The organism is Pseudomonas sp. LY-1 (genome assembly GCF_053502595.1).
Genome location: NZ_CP094353.1, coordinates 221,855 through 239,711 on the forward strand (window position 1 = coordinate 221,855; position 17,857 = coordinate 239,711).

Here is a 17,857-nt window from a genome sequence, read left to right on the forward strand (position 1 = left end):
GTTTCCTTAAGTTGGCTGGGCTGCAGCGGTACGGGAGTTGCGGCGTTGACGACGAACCATCTCGCCGGCCAATGCCAGGTAGGCAATGGCGCCACGCGAGGACTTGTCATACGCCAGCGCGGGCATGCCATAGCTTGGCGCTTCGGCCAGGCGGATGTTGCGTGGGATCACGGTGTCGTACAGCTGATCGCCGAAGTGTTCCTTGAGCTGCGCCGACACATCGTTCATCAGGCTCAGGCGCGGATCGAACATGGTCCGCAGCAAGCCTTCGATCTGCAGGTTCGGGTTGAGCAGTTCGGCGATGCGCTTGATGTTATCCACAAGGTCGCTCAAGCCTTCCAGTGCGTAGTACTCGCACTGCATGGGGATAATCACGCCATCGGCGGCCACCAGCGCATTGAGCGTCAGCATCGACAGCGACGGCGGGCAGTCGATCAAGATGTAATCGTAATTCTCGCGGATCGGCGCCAAGGCGCTGCGCAGACGGCTTTCTTTCATCTGCATTTCCAGCAGCACCACTTCCGCCGCCGTCAGGTCGCGGTTGGCCGGCAGCAGTTGATAACCGCCGTGTTCGGAATAGTGCATGGCCTGGGCCAGGTCGCACTCGCCAATCAGCAAGTCGTAGACCGAGTTTTCCAGGCCGTGTTTATCCACACCGCTACCCATGGTGGCGTTGCCCTGTGGATCGAGATCGATCAACAGCACCCGGCGCTTGGTCGCGACCAGGGATGCTGCGAGGTTGATGCAGGTGGTGGTTTTACCCACGCCACCTTTCTGGTTCGCTATCGCGAATACCTTAGCCATTCTTGCTTGTGTTCCCAATCATGCCGTGCGGCGCAGTATCAGCAGATGGCGTTGGCCTTGGCAACCGGGTACGGCCAAGGCGTGTTCGCTATCGAGGTGGAAGTCTGCCGGCAATGCTAACAGCTCGTCGCTTGGATGAACGCCCTTCATTGCCAGCCAACGTGTGTCGCGGTCGCCTAAGTGGCGGGTCCAGTTGCTGAAATTCTCCATGCTGCTGAAAGCCCGGGAAACAATTCCGTTGAAAGGCTGCGGCGGCGTGAAGGCTTCGACGCGACTGTGGATAACTTGCAGGTTGTCCAGCTTCAGTTCGAGTTTGACCTGGGTCAGGAAGCGGGTCTTCTTGCCGTTACTGTCCAGGCAGGTCACTTGCGACTCGGGAAACAGGATAGCGAGCGGAATGCCGGGCATCCCGCCGCCGCTGCCGACGTCGAGCCAGCGGCCGTTTTCGATGAACGGCATCACGCTCAGGCTGTCGAGCAAGTGGCGCGAGACCATTTCGTCGGGGTCGCGCACCGCCGTCAGGTTGTAAGCCTTGTTCCATTTGATCAACAGGGCCAGGTAGCCGAGCAGCAACTCGTGCTGGGCGGGGCTCAGGTCGACACCCAACTGGCGTGCTCCTGTGGATAACTCTTCGGCGTGTTGCGAGGTGACCAACGAACTCAAGCGCTTTGCTCCAACTGACGGCCCGCGCCGCGTTTTTTCAAATGAATCATCAACAGCGAAATGGCTGCCGGGGTGACACCAGGGATCCGTGAAGCCTGACCCAGGGTTTCCGGGCGAGTTATCCCCAGCTTGCTTTGGATTTCTTTCGACAGCCCGGAAATCCCGGTGTAATCGATATCCACAGGCAGCTTGGTGTCTTCACTGGCGCGCAGGCGAGCGATCTCGTCCTGCTGGCGATCGATATAACCGGCGTACTTGGTTTTGATCTCGACCTGTTCGGCGACCTGCGGATCGTCTGCGCCGCCGCCGGTCACTTCAATCAGACCAGCGTAGTCGATTTCCGGACGGGACAGCAGGTTCAGCAGGTTGTACTCGTGGGTCAGCGGCGTGCCGAATTTTTCGGCGATCGCGTCGCCCTGCTCGGTACCCGGGCGAACCCAGGTGCTTTTCAGGCGCTGCTCTTCCAGGTCGATACTTTCGCGTTTCTTGCAGAAAGCCGCCCAACGCGTGTCATCCACCAGACCCAACTCGCGGCCTTTTTCGGTCAGGCGCAGGTCGGCGTTGTCTTCGCGCAGGATCAGACGGTATTCCGCCCGCGAAGTGAACATCCGGTACGGTTCCTGGGTACCCAGGGTGATCAGGTCGTCGACCAACACACCGATATACGCTTCATCGCGACGCGGGCACCAGCTGTCTTTGCCCTGCACGCGCAACGCGGCGTTGGCCCCGGCCAGCAAACCTTGGGCGCCGGCTTCTTCGTAACCGGTGGTGCCATTGATTTGCCCGGCGAAGAACAGACCGCCGATCACTTTGGTTTCCAGGCTGTATTTCAGGTCACGCGGGTCGAAGTAGTCGTACTCGATGGCGTAGCCGGGACGCACGATGTGCGCGTTTTCCATGCCGCGAATCGATTGCACGATCTGGATTTGCACGTCGAACGGCAGGGAAGTGGAAATCCCGTTCGGGTACAGCTCGTGAGTGGTCAAGCCTTCGGGCTCGATGAAGACCTGGTGGCTTTCCTTGTCGGCAAAGCGGTGGATCTTGTCTTCGATCGACGGGCAGTAACGCGGGCCGATGCCTTCGATCACCCCGGAATACATCGGCGAACGGTCGAGGTTCGCGGCAATGATTTCGTGGGTACGCGCATTGGTGTGGGTAATCCAGCAGCTCACCTGTTTCGGGTGCTGCTCTTTCGAACCCATGAACGACATCACCGGAATCGGCGTATCGCCGGCCTGCTCGGTCATCACCGAGAAATCCACCGAACGCCCATCGATCCGCGGCGGCGTACCGGTTTTCAGGCGACCGACGCGCAGCGGCAGTTCGCGCAGGCGTTGTGCCAGGGCAATCGACGGCGGATCGCCGGCGCGGCCACCGGAATAGTTCTGCATGCCGATGTGGATAAGTCCACCGAGGAACGTGCCGGTGGTCAACACCACGGATTCAGCGAAGAAACGCAGGCCCATCTGGGTGACAACACCGCGGACCTGGTCTTGTTCGACGATCAGGTCATCGGCTGCCTGTTGAAATATCCACAGGTTCGCCTGGTTTTCCAGGGTTTCGCGTACCGCCGCCTTGTACAGGATGCGGTCGGCTTGTGCCCGGGTCGCACGCACGGCTGGGCCTTTGCGGCTGTTCAGCACACGAAATTGAATACCCCCTTTGTCGGTGGCCATGGCCATCGCGCCGCCAAGGGCGTCGATTTCCTTGACCAGATGGCTTTTGCCGATGCCGCCAATGGCAGGGTTGCAACTCATGGCACCAAGGGTTTCCACGTTGTGCGTCAGCAACAGGGTTTTTGCACCCATGCGTGCTGAGGCCAGTGCTGCCTCGGTACCGGCATGACCGCCGCCGATGACGATCACTTCAAAACGGGAAGGGAAATCCACCACGCACCTCGTGCCTGCTTATGTAGGTAATTAGGAATTGATTGATTGAGCTGGTTTTAGAGCTTTGGCGGCCAGTATAGGGACTTAGCCCTTCCTAAAGAACCCTTTGCACAAAATTTAACCAGCTGTGGATGAATCACAGACAATAGAAATTAAAAGAGAGAAAGATATTAAATCTTTGTTTTTATGTTTATTTATACTGAGCCTACTTTCTGTGGATAGATTGCTACAGCCCTTTATTTACGTAATGTACAGAGATTCAAAAGTCTGTGGTCATGTGTCCATGAGCGGCGTGGATAAGTGCTTTAAGCCTGTGGATTAAACAGACTGTTATCCACAGAGGGGTTTTCGCTCAGGTTTCAAGCCCTGTTATCAACCGGGCACAGCCGCGGTTATTCACAGGGCTTAATCCACAGAAATTGCTGCGCCAACGCAAATCGCGCCCACGGCGAGGCCACCAATGGCTGGGTCAGGAGTGCAAAAAGAGAGGAAATCGGCTGAAACAAGAGAAACAGACAGGCACGAATGGCCTGTCTGTGGACAACGAAGGTCTATTTACCGATACAGAAGCTGGAAAAGATCCGCCCCAGCAGGTCATCCGAGCTGAATGCCCCGGTGATCTCGCCCAATAGCTGCTGCGCCTGGCGTAAATCCTCAGCCAGCAGCTCACCGGCGCCTGCCAAGGTCAGCTGCGCCCGACCATGCTCCAAGGCCGCGCTGGCATGGCGCAGCGCCTCCAGGTGCCTGCGACGGGCGCTGAAGCTGCTTTCCGACGTCTGCTCATAGCCCATGCAGGCTTTGAGGTGTTCGCGCAGCAACTCCAGGCCATCCCCGGCCGACTTGGCACTCAGGCTGATCGTGACGTGGCCATCCTCGCTGGTTTCCATGGCAATGGCTTCGCCGGTCAGGTCAGCCTTGTTGCGGATCAAGGTGACTTTGGCCGGGTCGGGCCGTTGCTCGAGGAATTCCGGCCATAGGGCGAAAGGGTCCACCGCCTCGGGCGCGGTGGCGTCTACCACCAGCAGCACGCGGTCGGCTTCGCCGATGGCCTTGAGGGCGCGTTCCACGCCGATCTTTTCCACCTGGTCGTCGGTGTCACGCAGCCCGGCCGTATCGACGACGTGCAGCGGCATGCCGTCGATGTGGATATGTTCGCGCAGGATATCCCGGGTGGTGCCGGCAATCTCGGTGACGATCGCTGCTTCACGGCCCGCCAGGGCATTGAGCAGGCTGGATTTGCCCGCATTGGGGCGCCCGGCAATCACCACGGTCATGCCGTCGCGCAACAACGCGCCCTGCCCGGCTTCGCGCAGTACTGTGGATAACTCGTCGCGGGCTTTATCCAGCATCGCCAACACATGGCCATCGGCGAGGAAGTCGATTTCTTCTTCCGGAAAATCAATCGCCGCCTCCACATAGATGCGCAGGCTGATCAGTTGCTCGGTCAAGTTATGCACGCGCAGGGAAAACGCGCCCTGCAGTGAGCGCAAGGCGTTGCGCGCCGCCTGTGCAGAACTGGCCTCGATCAAATCGGCAATGGCTTCGGCCTGGGCCAGGTCGAGTTTGTCGTTGAGGAATGCACGCTCGCTGAATTCTCCCGGCCGGGCCAGGCGACAGCCCAGTTGCAGGCAGCGCTGCAGCAGCATATCCAGCACGACGGGGCCGCCGTGGCCCTGCAATTCAAGGACATCTTCACCGGTAAAGGAATTCGGCCCCGGGAAATAGAGGGCCAGACCTTCGTCCAGCACCTGGTTATCCGCATCCAGAAACGCGCCGTAATGGGCGTAGCGCGGTTTCAACTCACGACCGCTGATGGCCTTGGCGGCCATGCCGGCGAGCGGCCCGGAAATTCGAACGATACCGACACCGCCGCGACCTTGGGCGGTAGCGACAGCAGCGATGGTTTCACGAGGAGCGCTCATCAGCAGGTTCCAGAACAAAAGTGACGGAAAGCAAAACGCCCCACTAGGGGGCGTCTTGAGTGGTTATCCACAGAGTAAGTTACGCCGCGGCTTTTTTGGTAGCCGCTTCGATCTTACGTGTGATGTACCACTGTTGAGAGATCGACAACACGTTGTTGACCACCCAGTACAGCACCAGACCAGCCGGGAACCACAGGAAGAAGAAGGTGAAGATGATTGGCATCATTTTCATTACCTTGGCCTGCATCGGATCCGGCGGAGTCGGGTTCAGGCGCTGCTGGATGAACATGGTCGCGCCCATGATGATCGGCAGGATAAAGAACGGGTCTTTGATCGACAGGTCAGTTATCCACAGCATGAACGGTGCCTGGCGCATTTCCACGCTTTCCAGGAGTACCCAGTACAGCGACAGGAATACCGGCATCTGCACCAGAATCGGCAAGCATCCACCCAGCGGGTTGATCTTCTCTTTCTTGTACAGCTCCATCATGGCCTGCGACATTTTCTGCCGATCGTCGCCATGTTGTTCTTTCAGCGCGGCCAGTTTCGGGGCCACGGCACGCATGCGCGCCATCGACTTGTAGCTGGCGGCCGACAGTGGGAAGAAGATCCCCTTGATCAGCATCGTCAGGAAGATGATCGAGAAGCCCCAGTTGCCGACGATGCTGTGGATATGTTGCAGCAGCCAGAAGATCGGCTGGGCAATGAACCACAGGATGCCGTAATCCACAGTCAGTTCCAGACCTGGGGATAACTCTTTGAGCACTGCCTGGCTTTTCGGGCCGGCGTACAGGGTCGCGCTGGTTTCAGCCTTGGCGCCTGGGGCAACGGTCAACGCCGGGCCAGTAAAGCCGATGATGTAGTTGCCCTGGCTGTCCTTGCGGGTCTGAACCAGGTTGGCTTCACCCTTGTTCGGGATCCACGCGGTCACGAAGTAGTGTTGCAACCAGGCAACCCAACCACCCTGCACGGTTTCTTTCAGCGCGCCCTTGTCGATATCTTTCATCGACACTTTTTTGTACGGCTCGTTACTTGTCCACAGGGCGGCGCCCAGGTAAGTCGCGGTGCCGGTGGCAGTGCTGGAAGAAGGATCGGAGCTGCCATCACGCTTGAGCTGGGCAAACAGGTTGCCGCTCCACGGTTTGTCGCTTTCGTTGTCGATCAGGTAAGTGACCTTCAAGTCGTACAAACCGCGGGTGAAGCTGAAGCGTTTGATGTAATTGACGCCGTCGAGGCTGAATTTCAGGTCGACGTTCAACTGGTTCTGGCCGTCAGCCAGTTGATAAGTCTTCTGTTCGGTCGAATAAACCGGACGACCGGTAGCACGCGCATCCGGACCGTTGGTGCCGGTCAGGCCGCTTTGTGCCAGATAAACGCGTTCGCCGCCGTTATCGAACAGCTGGAACGGAACATCCGGATGGTCTTGGCGACGTGGATACAGCGGCAGTTTCAGCTGCGCGATATCACCACCTTGTGGATCGATAGCCAGGTCGAGCACATCCGTTTTCACATGGATGAGGTCTTTATTGGTGACAACTGGCGTTTCTACAGGGGCGCTTGTCTCGCCATTCGCGCTGGGAACATCGGCACTCGCGGACGCATTGTTACCCAGCGGGGTGTCCGGAATAGCCGGCGCAGCCTGATTGGCAGCAACATTCTGAGTCGGCAGGGCAGCTTGGCCGTAGTCCTGGTTCCAGTTAAGAACCATGACGTAGGACACGATTGCCAGGGCGACGATCAGGATCGTGCGTTTAATATCCATGATTACTCGGCCATCGAAGAAGAACGGGAGGTAGGGATAGGTGGAACCGGGTCATAACCACCGGGATTCCACGGATGACAGCGACCTAAACGACGAAAGGTCAGCCAGCCACCGCGCAGAAGACCATGATTTTCTATGGCCTCTAACGCGTAGCAGGAACAACTGGGGTAGAAACGACAGTGGTTGGCCATCAGAGGACTAATGGCATAGCGGTAAAACTGGATCGGAACGAGTGCCAGTTTACGCATCAAGGCTGTCTACCCCTACAGTTTCGGTGCTGACTGCTGGTGCTGGTTTGTTGGTACGCGCCAGACGTTTCCAGAGCTTGCCGAAATGCTGAATCAATTCGGGGTTTTCTACGTCCCCCAAGCCTTTGCGCGCGACGATAACAATATCCCAACCAACCAGAGTGTCCTGGTGGAGGCGAAACGATTCGCGCATCAGACGCTTGAGGCGATTGCGCTCAACGGAGAGCTTTACGCTCTTCTTGCCGATCACCAACCCGAGACGGGGGTGATCCAGATCGTTGTTACGCGCAAGGAGCAGGAGATTTTTCCCCGGAACCTTGCCGGTGGGGGAGTCAAAGACTGCCTTGAAGTGCCGGGGGGTAAGCAGACGCTTTTCCCGACTGAAGTCCTGACTCACCACCAGTACCGGATTATCAAACTGCCAGACGCGCACGACCTTTGGCGCGGCGACGCGACAGGACAGCACGGCCGTTCTTGGTAGCCATGCGAGCACGGAAGCCGTGGGTACGGGCGCGTTTGATGGTGCTTGGTTGGAAAGTACGTTTCATGGCGTTGTTACCTGGTTCGTCCACAACGGGCCGGAATGGCCCCCGTTTTAAGAGACCGGCGATTCTAGAGAAAGCAAGCCTCTAGGTCAATTTCCAACCAGCTTTTCCTTCAATTAGATCTTTACAGGCAATCCGCCCTTTTTTGTCCAGCGAGCTTCCAAGGGCAATGCCATAGATATAAAAATAAAGAAGGAAGTTATTTAAAGCTTTTCTGTAAAGCTTATAAAAGCTAGGCAGGCATTCCTCTGTGGATAACTACCTTTAGGCCTTATTCCACGTGATGTACAGAGAATGACAACACGGGGGAGAAACGGTGCTCTGCCTGTGCTGCGCTGTCGGATAAGCTGTGGGTGGAATGGGTTGTTATCCACAGGCCAGTTACCCACAGACTTTCGACCCCACTTGTGCAACGAGCTCAGGGGCGCTTATCCACAGAGCTTATGCACAGACCATTGGTCGCCTTTATTCACGTTAAGGCGTTGATTTTGGCTGGCCTGTGCGCAACCTACATGTGGATAAGTGGGCGGCCGACCGCTACAATGGCGGCTGTTTTTGCCTCACCGGCTTTCAACTTAGGGGATATCCGTGTCAGTGGAACTTTGGCAGCAGTGCGTAGAGCTTTTGCGCGATGAGCTGCCTGCCCAGCAATTCAACACCTGGATCCGTCCGCTACAGGTCGAAGCCGAAGGCGACGAGTTGCGCGTCTACGCACCCAACCGTTTTGTTCTCGACTGGGTCAACGAGAAGTACCTGAGCCGCGTTCTCGAATTGCTCGATGAACATGGCAACGGCCTCGCGCCCGTGCTCTCCTTATTAATAGGCAGCAAACGTAGCTCCGCGCCTCGCGCTGCGCCGAATGCGCCATTGGCGGCTGCCGCGTCGCAAGCCCAGGCGGTGACGGCTCCGGTCAACCACGCGCCGGCTCCCGCGCCGACGCCTTCGAAATCGTCGGCCCAGAAAAACGCGCCGGCCAATGAAGAGCCGTCCCGCGACAGCTTCGATCCGATGGCGGGTGCCAGTTCCCAGCAAGCACCGGTTCGCGCCGAGCAGCGCACCGTGCAGGTCGAAGGCGCGCTCAAGCACACCAGCTACCTGAACCGCACCTTTACCTTTGAGAACTTCGTCGAGGGTAAATCCAACCAGCTGGCCCGCGCGGCCGCCTGGCAAGTCGCCGACAACCCCAAGCACGGTTACAACCCGCTGTTCCTTTATGGTGGCGTTGGCCTGGGTAAGACGCACTTGATGCACGCGGTGGGTAACCATCTATTAAAAAAGAACCCGAATGCCAAGGTCGTGTACCTGCACTCGGAGCGCTTCGTGGCTGACATGGTCAAGGCCCTGCAGCTCAACGCTATCAACGAGTTCAAGCGGTTCTACCGTTCCGTGGATGCCTTGCTGATCGATGACATTCAATTCTTCGCGCGCAAGGAACGTTCCCAGGAAGAGTTTTTCCACACCTTCAACGCCCTGCTCGAAGGCGGCCAGCAGGTCATCTTGACCAGCGACCGCTACCCGAAGGAAATCGAAGGCCTGGAAGAACGCTTGAAGTCGCGCTTCGGCTGGGGCCTGACCGTGGCGGTCGAGCCACCGGAGCTGGAAACCCGCGTGGCGATCCTGATGAAAAAGGCCGATCAGGCCAAAGTCGATCTGCCCCACGACGCCGCGTTCTTCATCGCCCAACGCATTCGCTCCAACGTGCGTGAGCTGGAAGGCGCGCTCAAGCGGGTCATCGCGCACTCGCACTTCATGGGCCGCGACATCACCATCGAGCTGATTCGCGAATCCCTGAAAGACCTGCTGGCTCTGCAGGACAAACTGGTAAGTGTGGATAACATCCAACGCACCGTGGCCGAGTACTACAAGATCAAGATTTCCGATCTGCTGTCCAAGCGCCGTTCGCGCTCGGTGGCACGTCCGCGTCAGGTGGCCATGGCACTCTCCAAAGAGTTGACCAACCACAGCCTGCCGGAAATCGGCGATGTCTTCGGTGGTCGCGACCACACCACGGTCTTGCACGCATGCCGCAAGATCAACGAGCTTAAGGAATCCGACGCGGATATTCGCGAGGACTACAAGAACCTGCTGCGTACACTGACTACTTGATGACACCAGCGCAGCTTATTAAGGCAAGGGACTAGACCATGCACTTCACCATTCAACGCGAAGCCCTGTTGAAACCCCTGCAACTGGTCGCAGGCGTCGTCGAGCGCCGACAGACCTTGCCGGTGCTTTCCAACGTATTGCTGGTTGTCGAGGGCCAGCAATTGTCCTTGACCGGCACCGACCTGGAAGTCGAACTGGTGGGTCGCGTTCAGCTGGAAGAGCCCGCTGAACCTGGCGAGATCACCGTGCCCGCGCGCAAGCTGATGGATATCTGCAAAAGCTTGCCCAACGACGCGCTGATCGACATCAAGGTCGATGAGCAGAAGCTGGTGGTCAAGGCCGGCCGCAGTCGCTTCACCTTGTCGACGTTGCCGGCCAATGACTTCCCGACTGTGGAAGAAGGCCCGGGTTCGCTGACCTGCAGCCTGGAGCAAAGCAAACTGCGTCGTTTGATCGAGCGCACTAGCTTCGCCATGGCCCAGCAGGACGTGCGCTATTACCTCAACGGTATGTTGCTGGAAGTGTCGGAAGGCATTATTCGCGCCGTGGCCACCGACGGTCACCGCCTGGCCATGTGTTCGATGAAGGCCGATATCGGTCAGCCGGACCGTCATCAGGTGATCGTGCCGCGCAAAGGTATCCTTGAACTGGCGCGTCTGCTCACCGAGCCGGACGGTATTGTCAGCATCGTCCTGGGCCAGCATCACATCCGCGCCACCACCGGCGAGTTCACCTTCACCTCCAAGCTGGTTGACGGCAAGTTCCCGGATTACGAGCGTGTACTGCCCAAGGGTGGCGACAAGCTGGTGGTCGGTGATCGTCAGGCCCTGCGTGAGGCGTTCAGCCGTACTGCGATTCTGTCCAACGAAAAGTACCGGGGTATTCGCCTGCAATTGGCCAACGGCCAACTGAAGATCCAGGCCAACAACCCGGAACAGGAAGAAGCGGAAGAAGAAGTGGGCGTCGACTACAACGGCGGTTCGCTGGAAATCGGCTTCAACGTGAGCTACTTGCTCGACGTGCTGGGTGTGATGACCACCGAACAGGTTCGCCTGATTCTGTCCGACTCCAACAGCAGTGCGCTGGTGCAAGAATCCGACAACGATGACTCGGCTTACGTTGTTATGCCGATGCGTCTGTAATCATGCTCAGCAGAAGCTAGATGTCCCTCAGTCGCGTCTCGGTCACCGCGGTGCGCAATCTGCACCCGGTGACCTTCTCCCCCTCCCCCCGCATAAATATCCTCCATGGCGCCAACGGCAGTGGCAAAACCAGCGTGCTGGAAGCCATCCATTTGTTGGGGCTTGCCCGGTCTTTCCGCAGTGCCCGCCTGTTGCCGGTGATTCAGTACGAACAACTGGCGTGTACGGTGTTTGGCCAGGTCGAGTTGGCTGAAGGCGGCCATAGCAGCCTGGGGATATCCCGTGATCGCGGGGGCGAGTTTCAGATCCGCATCGACGGGCAAAATGCTCGCAGCGCGGCGCAGTTGGCGGAAATCCTGCCGCTGCAACTGATCAACCCCGACAGTTTCCGTTTGCTCGAAGGCGCGCCGAAAATCCGCCGGCAGTTCCTCGATTGGGGAGTGTTCCACGTGGAACCGCGCTTCATGGCCACTTGGCAGCGCCTGCAGAAGGCCTTGCGGCAGCGGAACTCATGGCTGCGGCATGGTACACTTGACGCCGCGTCGCAAGCAGCCTGGGACCGGGAACTGTGCCTGGCCAGCGACGAAATAGATGAATACCGCCGCGCCTATATCAAAGCCTTGAAACCAGTCTTTGAGCAGACCTTGAGTGAGCTGTTGGACCTCGAAGGGCTGACGCTGAGCTACTACCGCGGTTGGGACAAAGAGCGTGAACTGAGTGCAGTGCTCGCCACGTCCTTGCAGCGGGATCAGCAAATCGGCCACACCCAGGCCGGCCCCCAGCGCGCTGATTTGCGTCTTAGGTTAGGCGCACATAATGCCGCGGATATCTTGTCCCGCGGCCAGCAGAAGCTGGTGGTATGTGCATTGCGTATCGCCCAAGGGCATTTGGTTAGCCAGGCCCGGCGCGGTCAATGTATTTATCTGGTGGATGATTTGCCGTCAGAACTCGACGAGCAACACCGCCGAGCGTTATGCCGCTTGTTGGAAGACTTACGCTGCCAGGTGTTTATCACCTGTGTAGACCACGAATTATTGAGGGAAGGCTGGCAGACGGAAACGCCAGTCGCTTTGTTCCACGTGGAACAAGGCCGTATCACCCAGACCCACGACCATCGGGAGTGAAGGCATGAGCGAAGAAAACACGTACGACTCGACCAGCATTAAAGTGCTGAAAGGTTTGGATGCCGTACGCAAACGTCCCGGTATGTACATTGGCGACACCGATGATGGTAGCGGTCTGCACCACATGGTGTTCGAGGTGGTCGACAACTCCATCGACGAAGCTCTCGCCGGTCACTGCGACGACATCAGCATTATCATTCACCCGGATGAGTCCATCACCGTGCGCGACAACGGTCGTGGCATTCCGGTAGACGTGCATAAAGAAGAAGGCGTTTCGGCGGCAGAGGTCATCATGACCGTGCTCCACGCTGGCGGTAAGTTCGACGACAACTCGTACAAAGTATCCGGTGGTTTGCACGGCGTAGGTGTTTCCGTAGTAAACGCCCTCTCCGAACTGCTGGTGCTGACCGTGCGTCGCAGCGGCAAGATTTGGGAGCAGACCTACGTTCACGGTGTTCCGCAGGAACCGATGAAGGTTGTTGGCGAAAGCGAAACTACCGGTACCCAGATTCACTTCCGTCCTTCTGACGAAACCTTCAAGAACATCCACTTCAGCTGGGACATCCTGGCCAAGCGGATTCGTGAACTGTCCTTCCTCAACTCCGGTGTCGGCATCGTCCTCAAGGATGAGCGCAGCGGCAAGGAAGAGCTGTTCAAGTACGAAGGCGGCCTGCGTGCGTTCGTTGAATACCTGAACACCAACAAGACTCCGGTCAACCAGGTGTTCCACTTCAACGTCCAGCGTGAAGACGGCATCGGCGTGGAAATCGCCCTGCAGTGGAACGACAGCTTCAACGAGAACCTGTTGTGCTTCACCAACAACATTCCGCAGCGCGACGGCGGTACTCACCTGGTGGGTTTCCGTTCCGCACTGACGCGTAACCTGAACACCTACATCGAAGCCGAAGGCCTGGCCAAGAAGCACAAAGTTGCCACCACCGGTGACGATGCGCGTGAAGGTCTGACTGCGATTATTTCGGTGAAAGTACCGGACCCTAAGTTCAGCTCCCAGACCAAAGACAAGCTGGTGTCTTCCGAAGTGAAGACCGCCGTGGAACAGGAGATGGGCAAGTACTTCTCCGACTTCCTGCTGGAAAACCCGAACGAAGCCAAGCTGGTTGTCGGCAAGATGATCGACGCAGCGCGTGCCCGTGAAGCCGCGCGTAAAGCCCGTGAGATGACCCGCCGCAAAGGCGCGCTGGACATCGCCGGCCTGCCGGGCAAACTGGCTGACTGCCAGGAGAAGGACCCTGCCCTCTCCGAGCTGTACCTGGTGGAAGGTGACTCTGCTGGCGGTTCCGCCAAGCAGGGCCGTAACCGTCGCACCCAGGCCATCCTGCCGTTGAAGGGTAAGATCCTCAACGTCGAGAAAGCACGCTTCGACAAGATGATTTCCTCCCAGGAAGTCGGCACCTTGATCACGGCATTGGGCTGCGGTATCGGCCGCGACGAGTACAACATCGACAAGCTGCGCTATCACAACATCATCATCATGACCGATGCTGACGTCGACGGTTCGCACATCCGTACCCTGCTGCTGACCTTCTTCTTCCGTCAGTTGCCGGAGCTGATCGAGCGCGGCTACATCTACATCGCCCAGCCGCCGTTGTACAAAGTCAAAAAGGGCAAGCAAGAGCAATACATCAAAGACGACGACGCCATGGAAGAGTACATGACGCAGTCGGCCCTGGAAGACGCCAGCCTGCACTTGAACGAAGAAGCACCGGGCATTTCCGGTGAGGCGCTGGAGCGTCTGGTCAACGACTTCCGCATGGTCATGAAGACGCTCAAGCGTCTGTCGCGCCTGTACCCTCAGGAGCTGACCGAGCACTTCATCTACTTGCCGGCCGTTAGCCTGGAGCAGTTGGGCGATCACGCAGCGATGCAGGATTGGCTGGCCCAGTACGAAGTGCGTCTGCGCACCGTCGAGAAATCCGGCCTGGTGTACAAAGCCAGCCTGCGCGAAGACCGTGAACGTAACGTGTGGCTGCCCGAGGTCGAATTGATCTCCCACGGCCTGTCCAACTACGTCACCTTCAACCGCGACTTCTTCGGCAGCAACGACTACAAAACCGTGGTCACCCTGGGCGCACAACTGAGCACCCTGCTGGACGATGGCGCTTATATCCAACGTGGCGAACGCAAGAAGCAGGTCAGGGAATTCAAGGAAGCCCTTGACTGGCTGATGGCCGAAAGCACCAAGCGTCACACCATCCAGCGCTACAAAGGTCTGGGCGAGATGAACCCGGATCAACTGTGGGAAACCACCATGGACCCCGCTCAGCGCCGTATGCTGCGCGTGACCATCGAAGACGCCATTGGCGCAGACCAGATCTTCAACACCCTGATGGGTGATGCGGTCGAGCCTCGCCGTGACTTCATCGAGAGTAATGCTTTGGCGGTGTCTAACCTGGATTTCTGATCAGTGTAGGTGGGAAAAGTTATTTTCCACTTTGGTCAAAGTTAATTCCCCACTGCCCTGCTGGCTAAACCCCGGTTGACCGAAAGGTCTTCTGGGGTTTAGTCCTTAAAGAGGGGGAATTATTGGGTTCCAGATGGCGGGGCTTGTACAATCTAGCCAGCTCAATTTTCAGGGTTGTTCGTTCACCATGCACTCACTGCTATGGGTTGGAACAACATGCATCCAACAGGACTGATTTACTCATGGCTGACAAGCTTTCACTCGAAACGCTGGAGTCCTGGCTCTGGGAGTCCGCTAACATTTTGCGCGGCTCCATTGACTCCTCCGACTTCAAGAACTACATCTTCGGCCTGCTATTCCTGAAGCGTTACAACGACGTGTTCGAGGAACGTATTCGGCAGTTGATGGCTGATGAAGGCCTGAGCTTCGGTGATGCTCAGGAAGAAATCGAGGACAAATGGGGTAATTTCCCGATCAGTGCCCGATGGTTTGAGCTGATCTCGCATACGGAAAACATTGGTGAAGTGCTGGATAAGGCTTTTGCTACCATCGAGGCCAACAATCCAGAACTGCAACACGTGCTGACGGCTACCCAGTATGGCGACAAGCGCGTGCTGTCCGATGCCACCTTGCAGCGACTGTTACGCCACTTTAACCAGTACAAACTGGGCAATGCCGACCTGTACAAGGCGGACATGCTTGGTGACGCCTACGAATACCTGATCAAGCAGTTTGCAGATGATGCAGGTAAAAAAGGCGGTGAGTTCTATACGCCCAAAGCAGTGGTGCATCTGGTAGTTGAGCTGATCAACCCGCAGCCTGGCCACAGCGTGTACGACCCTACTTGTGGCAGCGGTGGTATGTTGGTGGAAAGCGCTCACCACATTGCGAAGCTACCCAACGGAACCTTGATGGGCGGCAAGCCAAATGTACTGTTGTATGGACAGGAAAAGAATCTAGGTACCTGGGCTATAGCTAAGCTGAACCTTTACCTGCACAACATGCGCGCAGAGATCGAACGCGGCGACACTCTGGTTGAGCCTAAGCATCTCAATGGCGATTACCTCAAGACCTTCGACCGGGTTATTGCCAACCCGCCGTTCTCGGCCAAGTCCTGGTGGACTCCATTGGAACTGAGCAACGAGAGCGAACAGGACACCGACAAGAAGCCTAGAGCGCCTAATTATAAACAGGTCAGCGATCCTTACGGTCGGTTGGTGTATGGTATTCCGCCAAGGGGGTATGCCGACCTCGCTTTTGCCCAGCATATGCTGGCCAGCCTTAAGGCTGATGGCCGCATGGGGATCATCCTGCCTCACGGGGTACTTTTCCGCAGCGGTGAGGAAGGCAAGATTCGCCGAGGACTGCTGTTCGGCACCGATGCGGCCAGCGGTAACCAGCCAGGTGATCTGATCGAGGCGATCATTGGCCTGCCCTCTGCCCTCTTCTACAACACGGGCATCCCTGCTTGTGTGCTTGTTCTGAACAAACACAAGCCGCAAGACCTGAAGGGCAAAGTCATCATCATAGATGCCAGCCGCGAATACCTCGAAGGCAAGGCTCAGAACAATTTGCGCGCTGAGGACATCAGCCGCATTGTCAGTACCCATAAGGCGGCGTTTGAGAGCCAGGCCGAAGTGGAAAACTACTGCAGAGTGGTGCCACTGGAGGAAGTTCGCAGCAATGATGGCAACCTCAACATTGCTCGCTATATAGATAATGGCCAGATCGAGGAAACCGTGGATGTGGTAGAAATCTTGGCGGAATTGGCCAAACTGGCCGATGAGGAAGCGCAGATTGATGCGCGTCTGAACGGCTATTTGGCGGAGTTGGGATTTGCCAAATGAAAGACGAATACATCGAAACCGTAGTTGGATCTGTTCCTCAATACTGGCGCATTCAGAAGCTTGAGGAAGTTTCGAACTTCATCACGAAGGGTGGGACACCAACCACGTATGGATTTGACTGGGTTGATGAAGAAAGTGGAGTCCCATTCTTCCGCAGCGAGTGCGTGACTGATGACGACTTCAACGCAAAGGGAATGAATTTCATTCCGGTTGAGGCTCATCGGGTAATGAAGCGCTCCGAGATAAAACCTGGCGACTTACTGATGACCATCACTGGGAACATTGGTCGAGTCGCACGTGCGCCGATAAGTTTTCCATCAGCAAACATCAATCAACACATAGCGCGAATCCGGATTCAGGATGAAACCAAAGTAAGCATTGATTATGTATATCATTGCTTGAAGCACGATGGATACGTGACTCACTACCGTGCCATCTTAACGGGCCAGGCGTATCCTCAAATCAGTTTGCAGCAGGTTCGTGAAACACCTATTGCACTCCCCCCGCTCCCTGAACAAAAAAAAATTGCTGCTATCCTCACGACCGTAGACGAGAAACTGGACGTGATTTCCCGCCAGATTACGACTACTCGGAGTCTTAAGCTGGGCCTGATGCAAACCTTATTCAGTCGCGGTGTTGGCAGCCAAGACGCAACTGGACGATGGGTAGCGCATGCCGAGTTCAAGGAGAGTGAGCTAGGAGAGATCCCAGTAGGGTGGAACGTAGTCCCCCTTGGCGAACGCATTCAGAAGCTAATGGACTTCCGTGGACGTACACCCAAGAAGCTTGGTATGGACTGGGGCGGAGGAGAAATTCCTGCCCTTTCAGCCAATAATGTTCGTATGGGTTACATCGATTTTGACAGGGAATGCTATCTGGGTTCTGAAGAGCTTTACGCGGCTTGGATGGTGCAGGGGAATACAAAGAAAAATGACTTGGTTTTCACGATGGAAGCACCGCTTGGAAATGTTGCGGTAATTCCGGATGATAGGAAATACATTTTGAGTCAGCGCGTCATTTTGCTACGCCCCAATGAGAGCGTCACCTATAAGTATCTTTTCCAGTATCTGCGTAGCAGCATTTTCACTTCAATCCTCGATGTTAATTCAACGGGTACTACGGCAAAAGGCATCCAGCAAAAACGCTTGGTACAGCTCCCGGTTGTTCTGCCTTCAGTTGGGGAGCAGGAAAAAATTGCTTCCATACTCTGTGAGGTGGATAGCAAGCTGAACATCCTTAAGAGAAAACAATCCAGTTTTCAAGCGGTTAAACGCGGCCTGATGCAAAAGCTACTAACCGGCGAATGGGGGGTCAAGCTCGATAGCCCTACCGGTATAGCCTGAGTTTCTATTCATGGACGAAACCACCACCCAGCTCTCGGAT

General features: G+C 56.8%; 14 protein-coding genes. 6 read left to right on the forward strand and 8 right to left on the reverse strand.

The window, feature by feature from the left end:
* Window positions 1-6 precede the first annotated feature (6 nt).
* The 8 genes from MOQ67_RS01040 to rpmH form a co-directional block, all read right to left on the reverse strand.
* Entirely contained in the window at window positions 7-804 is a 798-nt protein-coding gene (locus MOQ67_RS01040) for a ParA family protein (RefSeq protein WP_016978715.1), read from the reverse strand.
* Between the two features lie 18 nt (window positions 805-822).
* Complete coding sequence (gene rsmG, locus MOQ67_RS01045; RefSeq protein ID WP_026140276.1) at window positions 823-1,467, reverse strand: 16S rRNA (guanine(527)-N(7))-methyltransferase RsmG; 645 nt, start codon at window positions 1,465-1,467, stop codon at window positions 823-825.
* Complete coding sequence (mnmG, locus tag MOQ67_RS01050; RefSeq protein ID WP_126589312.1) at window positions 1,464-3,356, reverse strand: tRNA uridine-5-carboxymethylaminomethyl(34) synthesis enzyme MnmG; 1,893 nt, start codon at window positions 3,354-3,356, stop codon at window positions 1,464-1,466. Before mnmG ends, rsmG begins: the two co-directional genes overlap by 4 nt.
* Before the next feature lie 551 nt (window positions 3,357-3,907).
* The gene (mnmE, locus tag MOQ67_RS01055; protein ID WP_126589313.1) at window positions 3,908-5,278 is read right to left on the reverse strand and encodes a tRNA uridine-5-carboxymethylaminomethyl(34) synthesis GTPase MnmE; all 1,371 of its coding nucleotides are present in this window, start codon (window positions 5,276-5,278) and stop codon (window positions 3,908-3,910) included.
* Window positions 5,279-5,357: 79 nt separating this feature from the next.
* Window positions 5,358-7,040 (reverse strand): membrane protein insertase YidC, encoded by a 1,683-nt coding sequence (gene yidC / locus MOQ67_RS01060; RefSeq protein ID WP_126589314.1) that lies wholly within the window; start codon window positions 7,038-7,040, stop codon window positions 5,358-5,360.
* A 2-nt stretch (window positions 7,041-7,042) separates the two neighbouring features.
* Entirely contained in the window at window positions 7,043-7,288 is a 246-nt protein-coding gene (yidD, locus tag MOQ67_RS01065; RefSeq protein WP_003213574.1) for a membrane protein insertion efficiency factor YidD, read from the reverse strand.
* Complete coding sequence (gene rnpA, locus MOQ67_RS01070) at window positions 7,281-7,685, reverse strand: ribonuclease P protein component (protein ID WP_010565857.1); 405 nt, start codon at window positions 7,683-7,685, stop codon at window positions 7,281-7,283. Before rnpA ends, yidD begins: the two co-directional genes overlap by 8 nt.
* Window positions 7,686-7,701: 16 nt before the next feature.
* Window positions 7,702-7,836: a 50S ribosomal protein L34 gene (gene rpmH / locus MOQ67_RS01075; RefSeq protein ID WP_003213577.1), complete on the reverse strand. Its 135-nt coding sequence runs from the start codon at window positions 7,834-7,836 to the stop codon at window positions 7,702-7,704.
* Between the two features lie 585 nt (window positions 7,837-8,421).
* Here rpmH and dnaA point away from each other — a divergent pair.
* From dnaA to MOQ67_RS01105, 6 genes are all read left to right on the forward strand, one after another.
* Window positions 8,422-9,939, forward strand: a complete 1,518-nt coding sequence (gene dnaA, locus MOQ67_RS01080) for a chromosomal replication initiator protein DnaA (RefSeq protein ID WP_026140277.1) — start codon at window positions 8,422-8,424, stop codon at window positions 9,937-9,939.
* 38 nt (window positions 9,940-9,977) lie between these two features.
* On the forward strand, window positions 9,978-11,081 hold the full coding sequence (dnaN, locus tag MOQ67_RS01085) for a DNA polymerase III subunit beta (protein WP_017848945.1): 1,104 nt from the start codon (window positions 9,978-9,980) through the stop codon (window positions 11,079-11,081).
* 20 nt (window positions 11,082-11,101) lie between these two features.
* Window positions 11,102-12,205: a DNA replication/repair protein RecF gene (recF, locus tag MOQ67_RS01090; RefSeq protein ID WP_010565854.1), complete on the forward strand. Its 1,104-nt coding sequence runs from the start codon at window positions 11,102-11,104 to the stop codon at window positions 12,203-12,205.
* 4 nt (window positions 12,206-12,209) lie between these two features.
* Window positions 12,210-14,627 (forward strand): DNA topoisomerase (ATP-hydrolyzing) subunit B, encoded by a 2,418-nt coding sequence (gyrB, locus tag MOQ67_RS01095; protein ID WP_017848946.1) that lies wholly within the window; start codon window positions 12,210-12,212, stop codon window positions 14,625-14,627.
* Between the two features lie 242 nt (window positions 14,628-14,869).
* A complete protein-coding gene (locus tag MOQ67_RS01100) occupies window positions 14,870-16,474 on the forward strand; it encodes an N-6 DNA methylase (RefSeq protein WP_448675779.1) in 1,605 nt (534 codons plus the stop codon).
* A complete protein-coding gene (locus MOQ67_RS01105) occupies window positions 16,471-17,817 on the forward strand; it encodes a restriction endonuclease subunit S (RefSeq protein WP_448675780.1) in 1,347 nt (448 codons plus the stop codon). Before MOQ67_RS01100 ends, MOQ67_RS01105 begins: the two co-directional genes overlap by 4 nt.
* The last annotated feature ends 40 nt before the right edge of the window (window positions 17,818-17,857 follow it).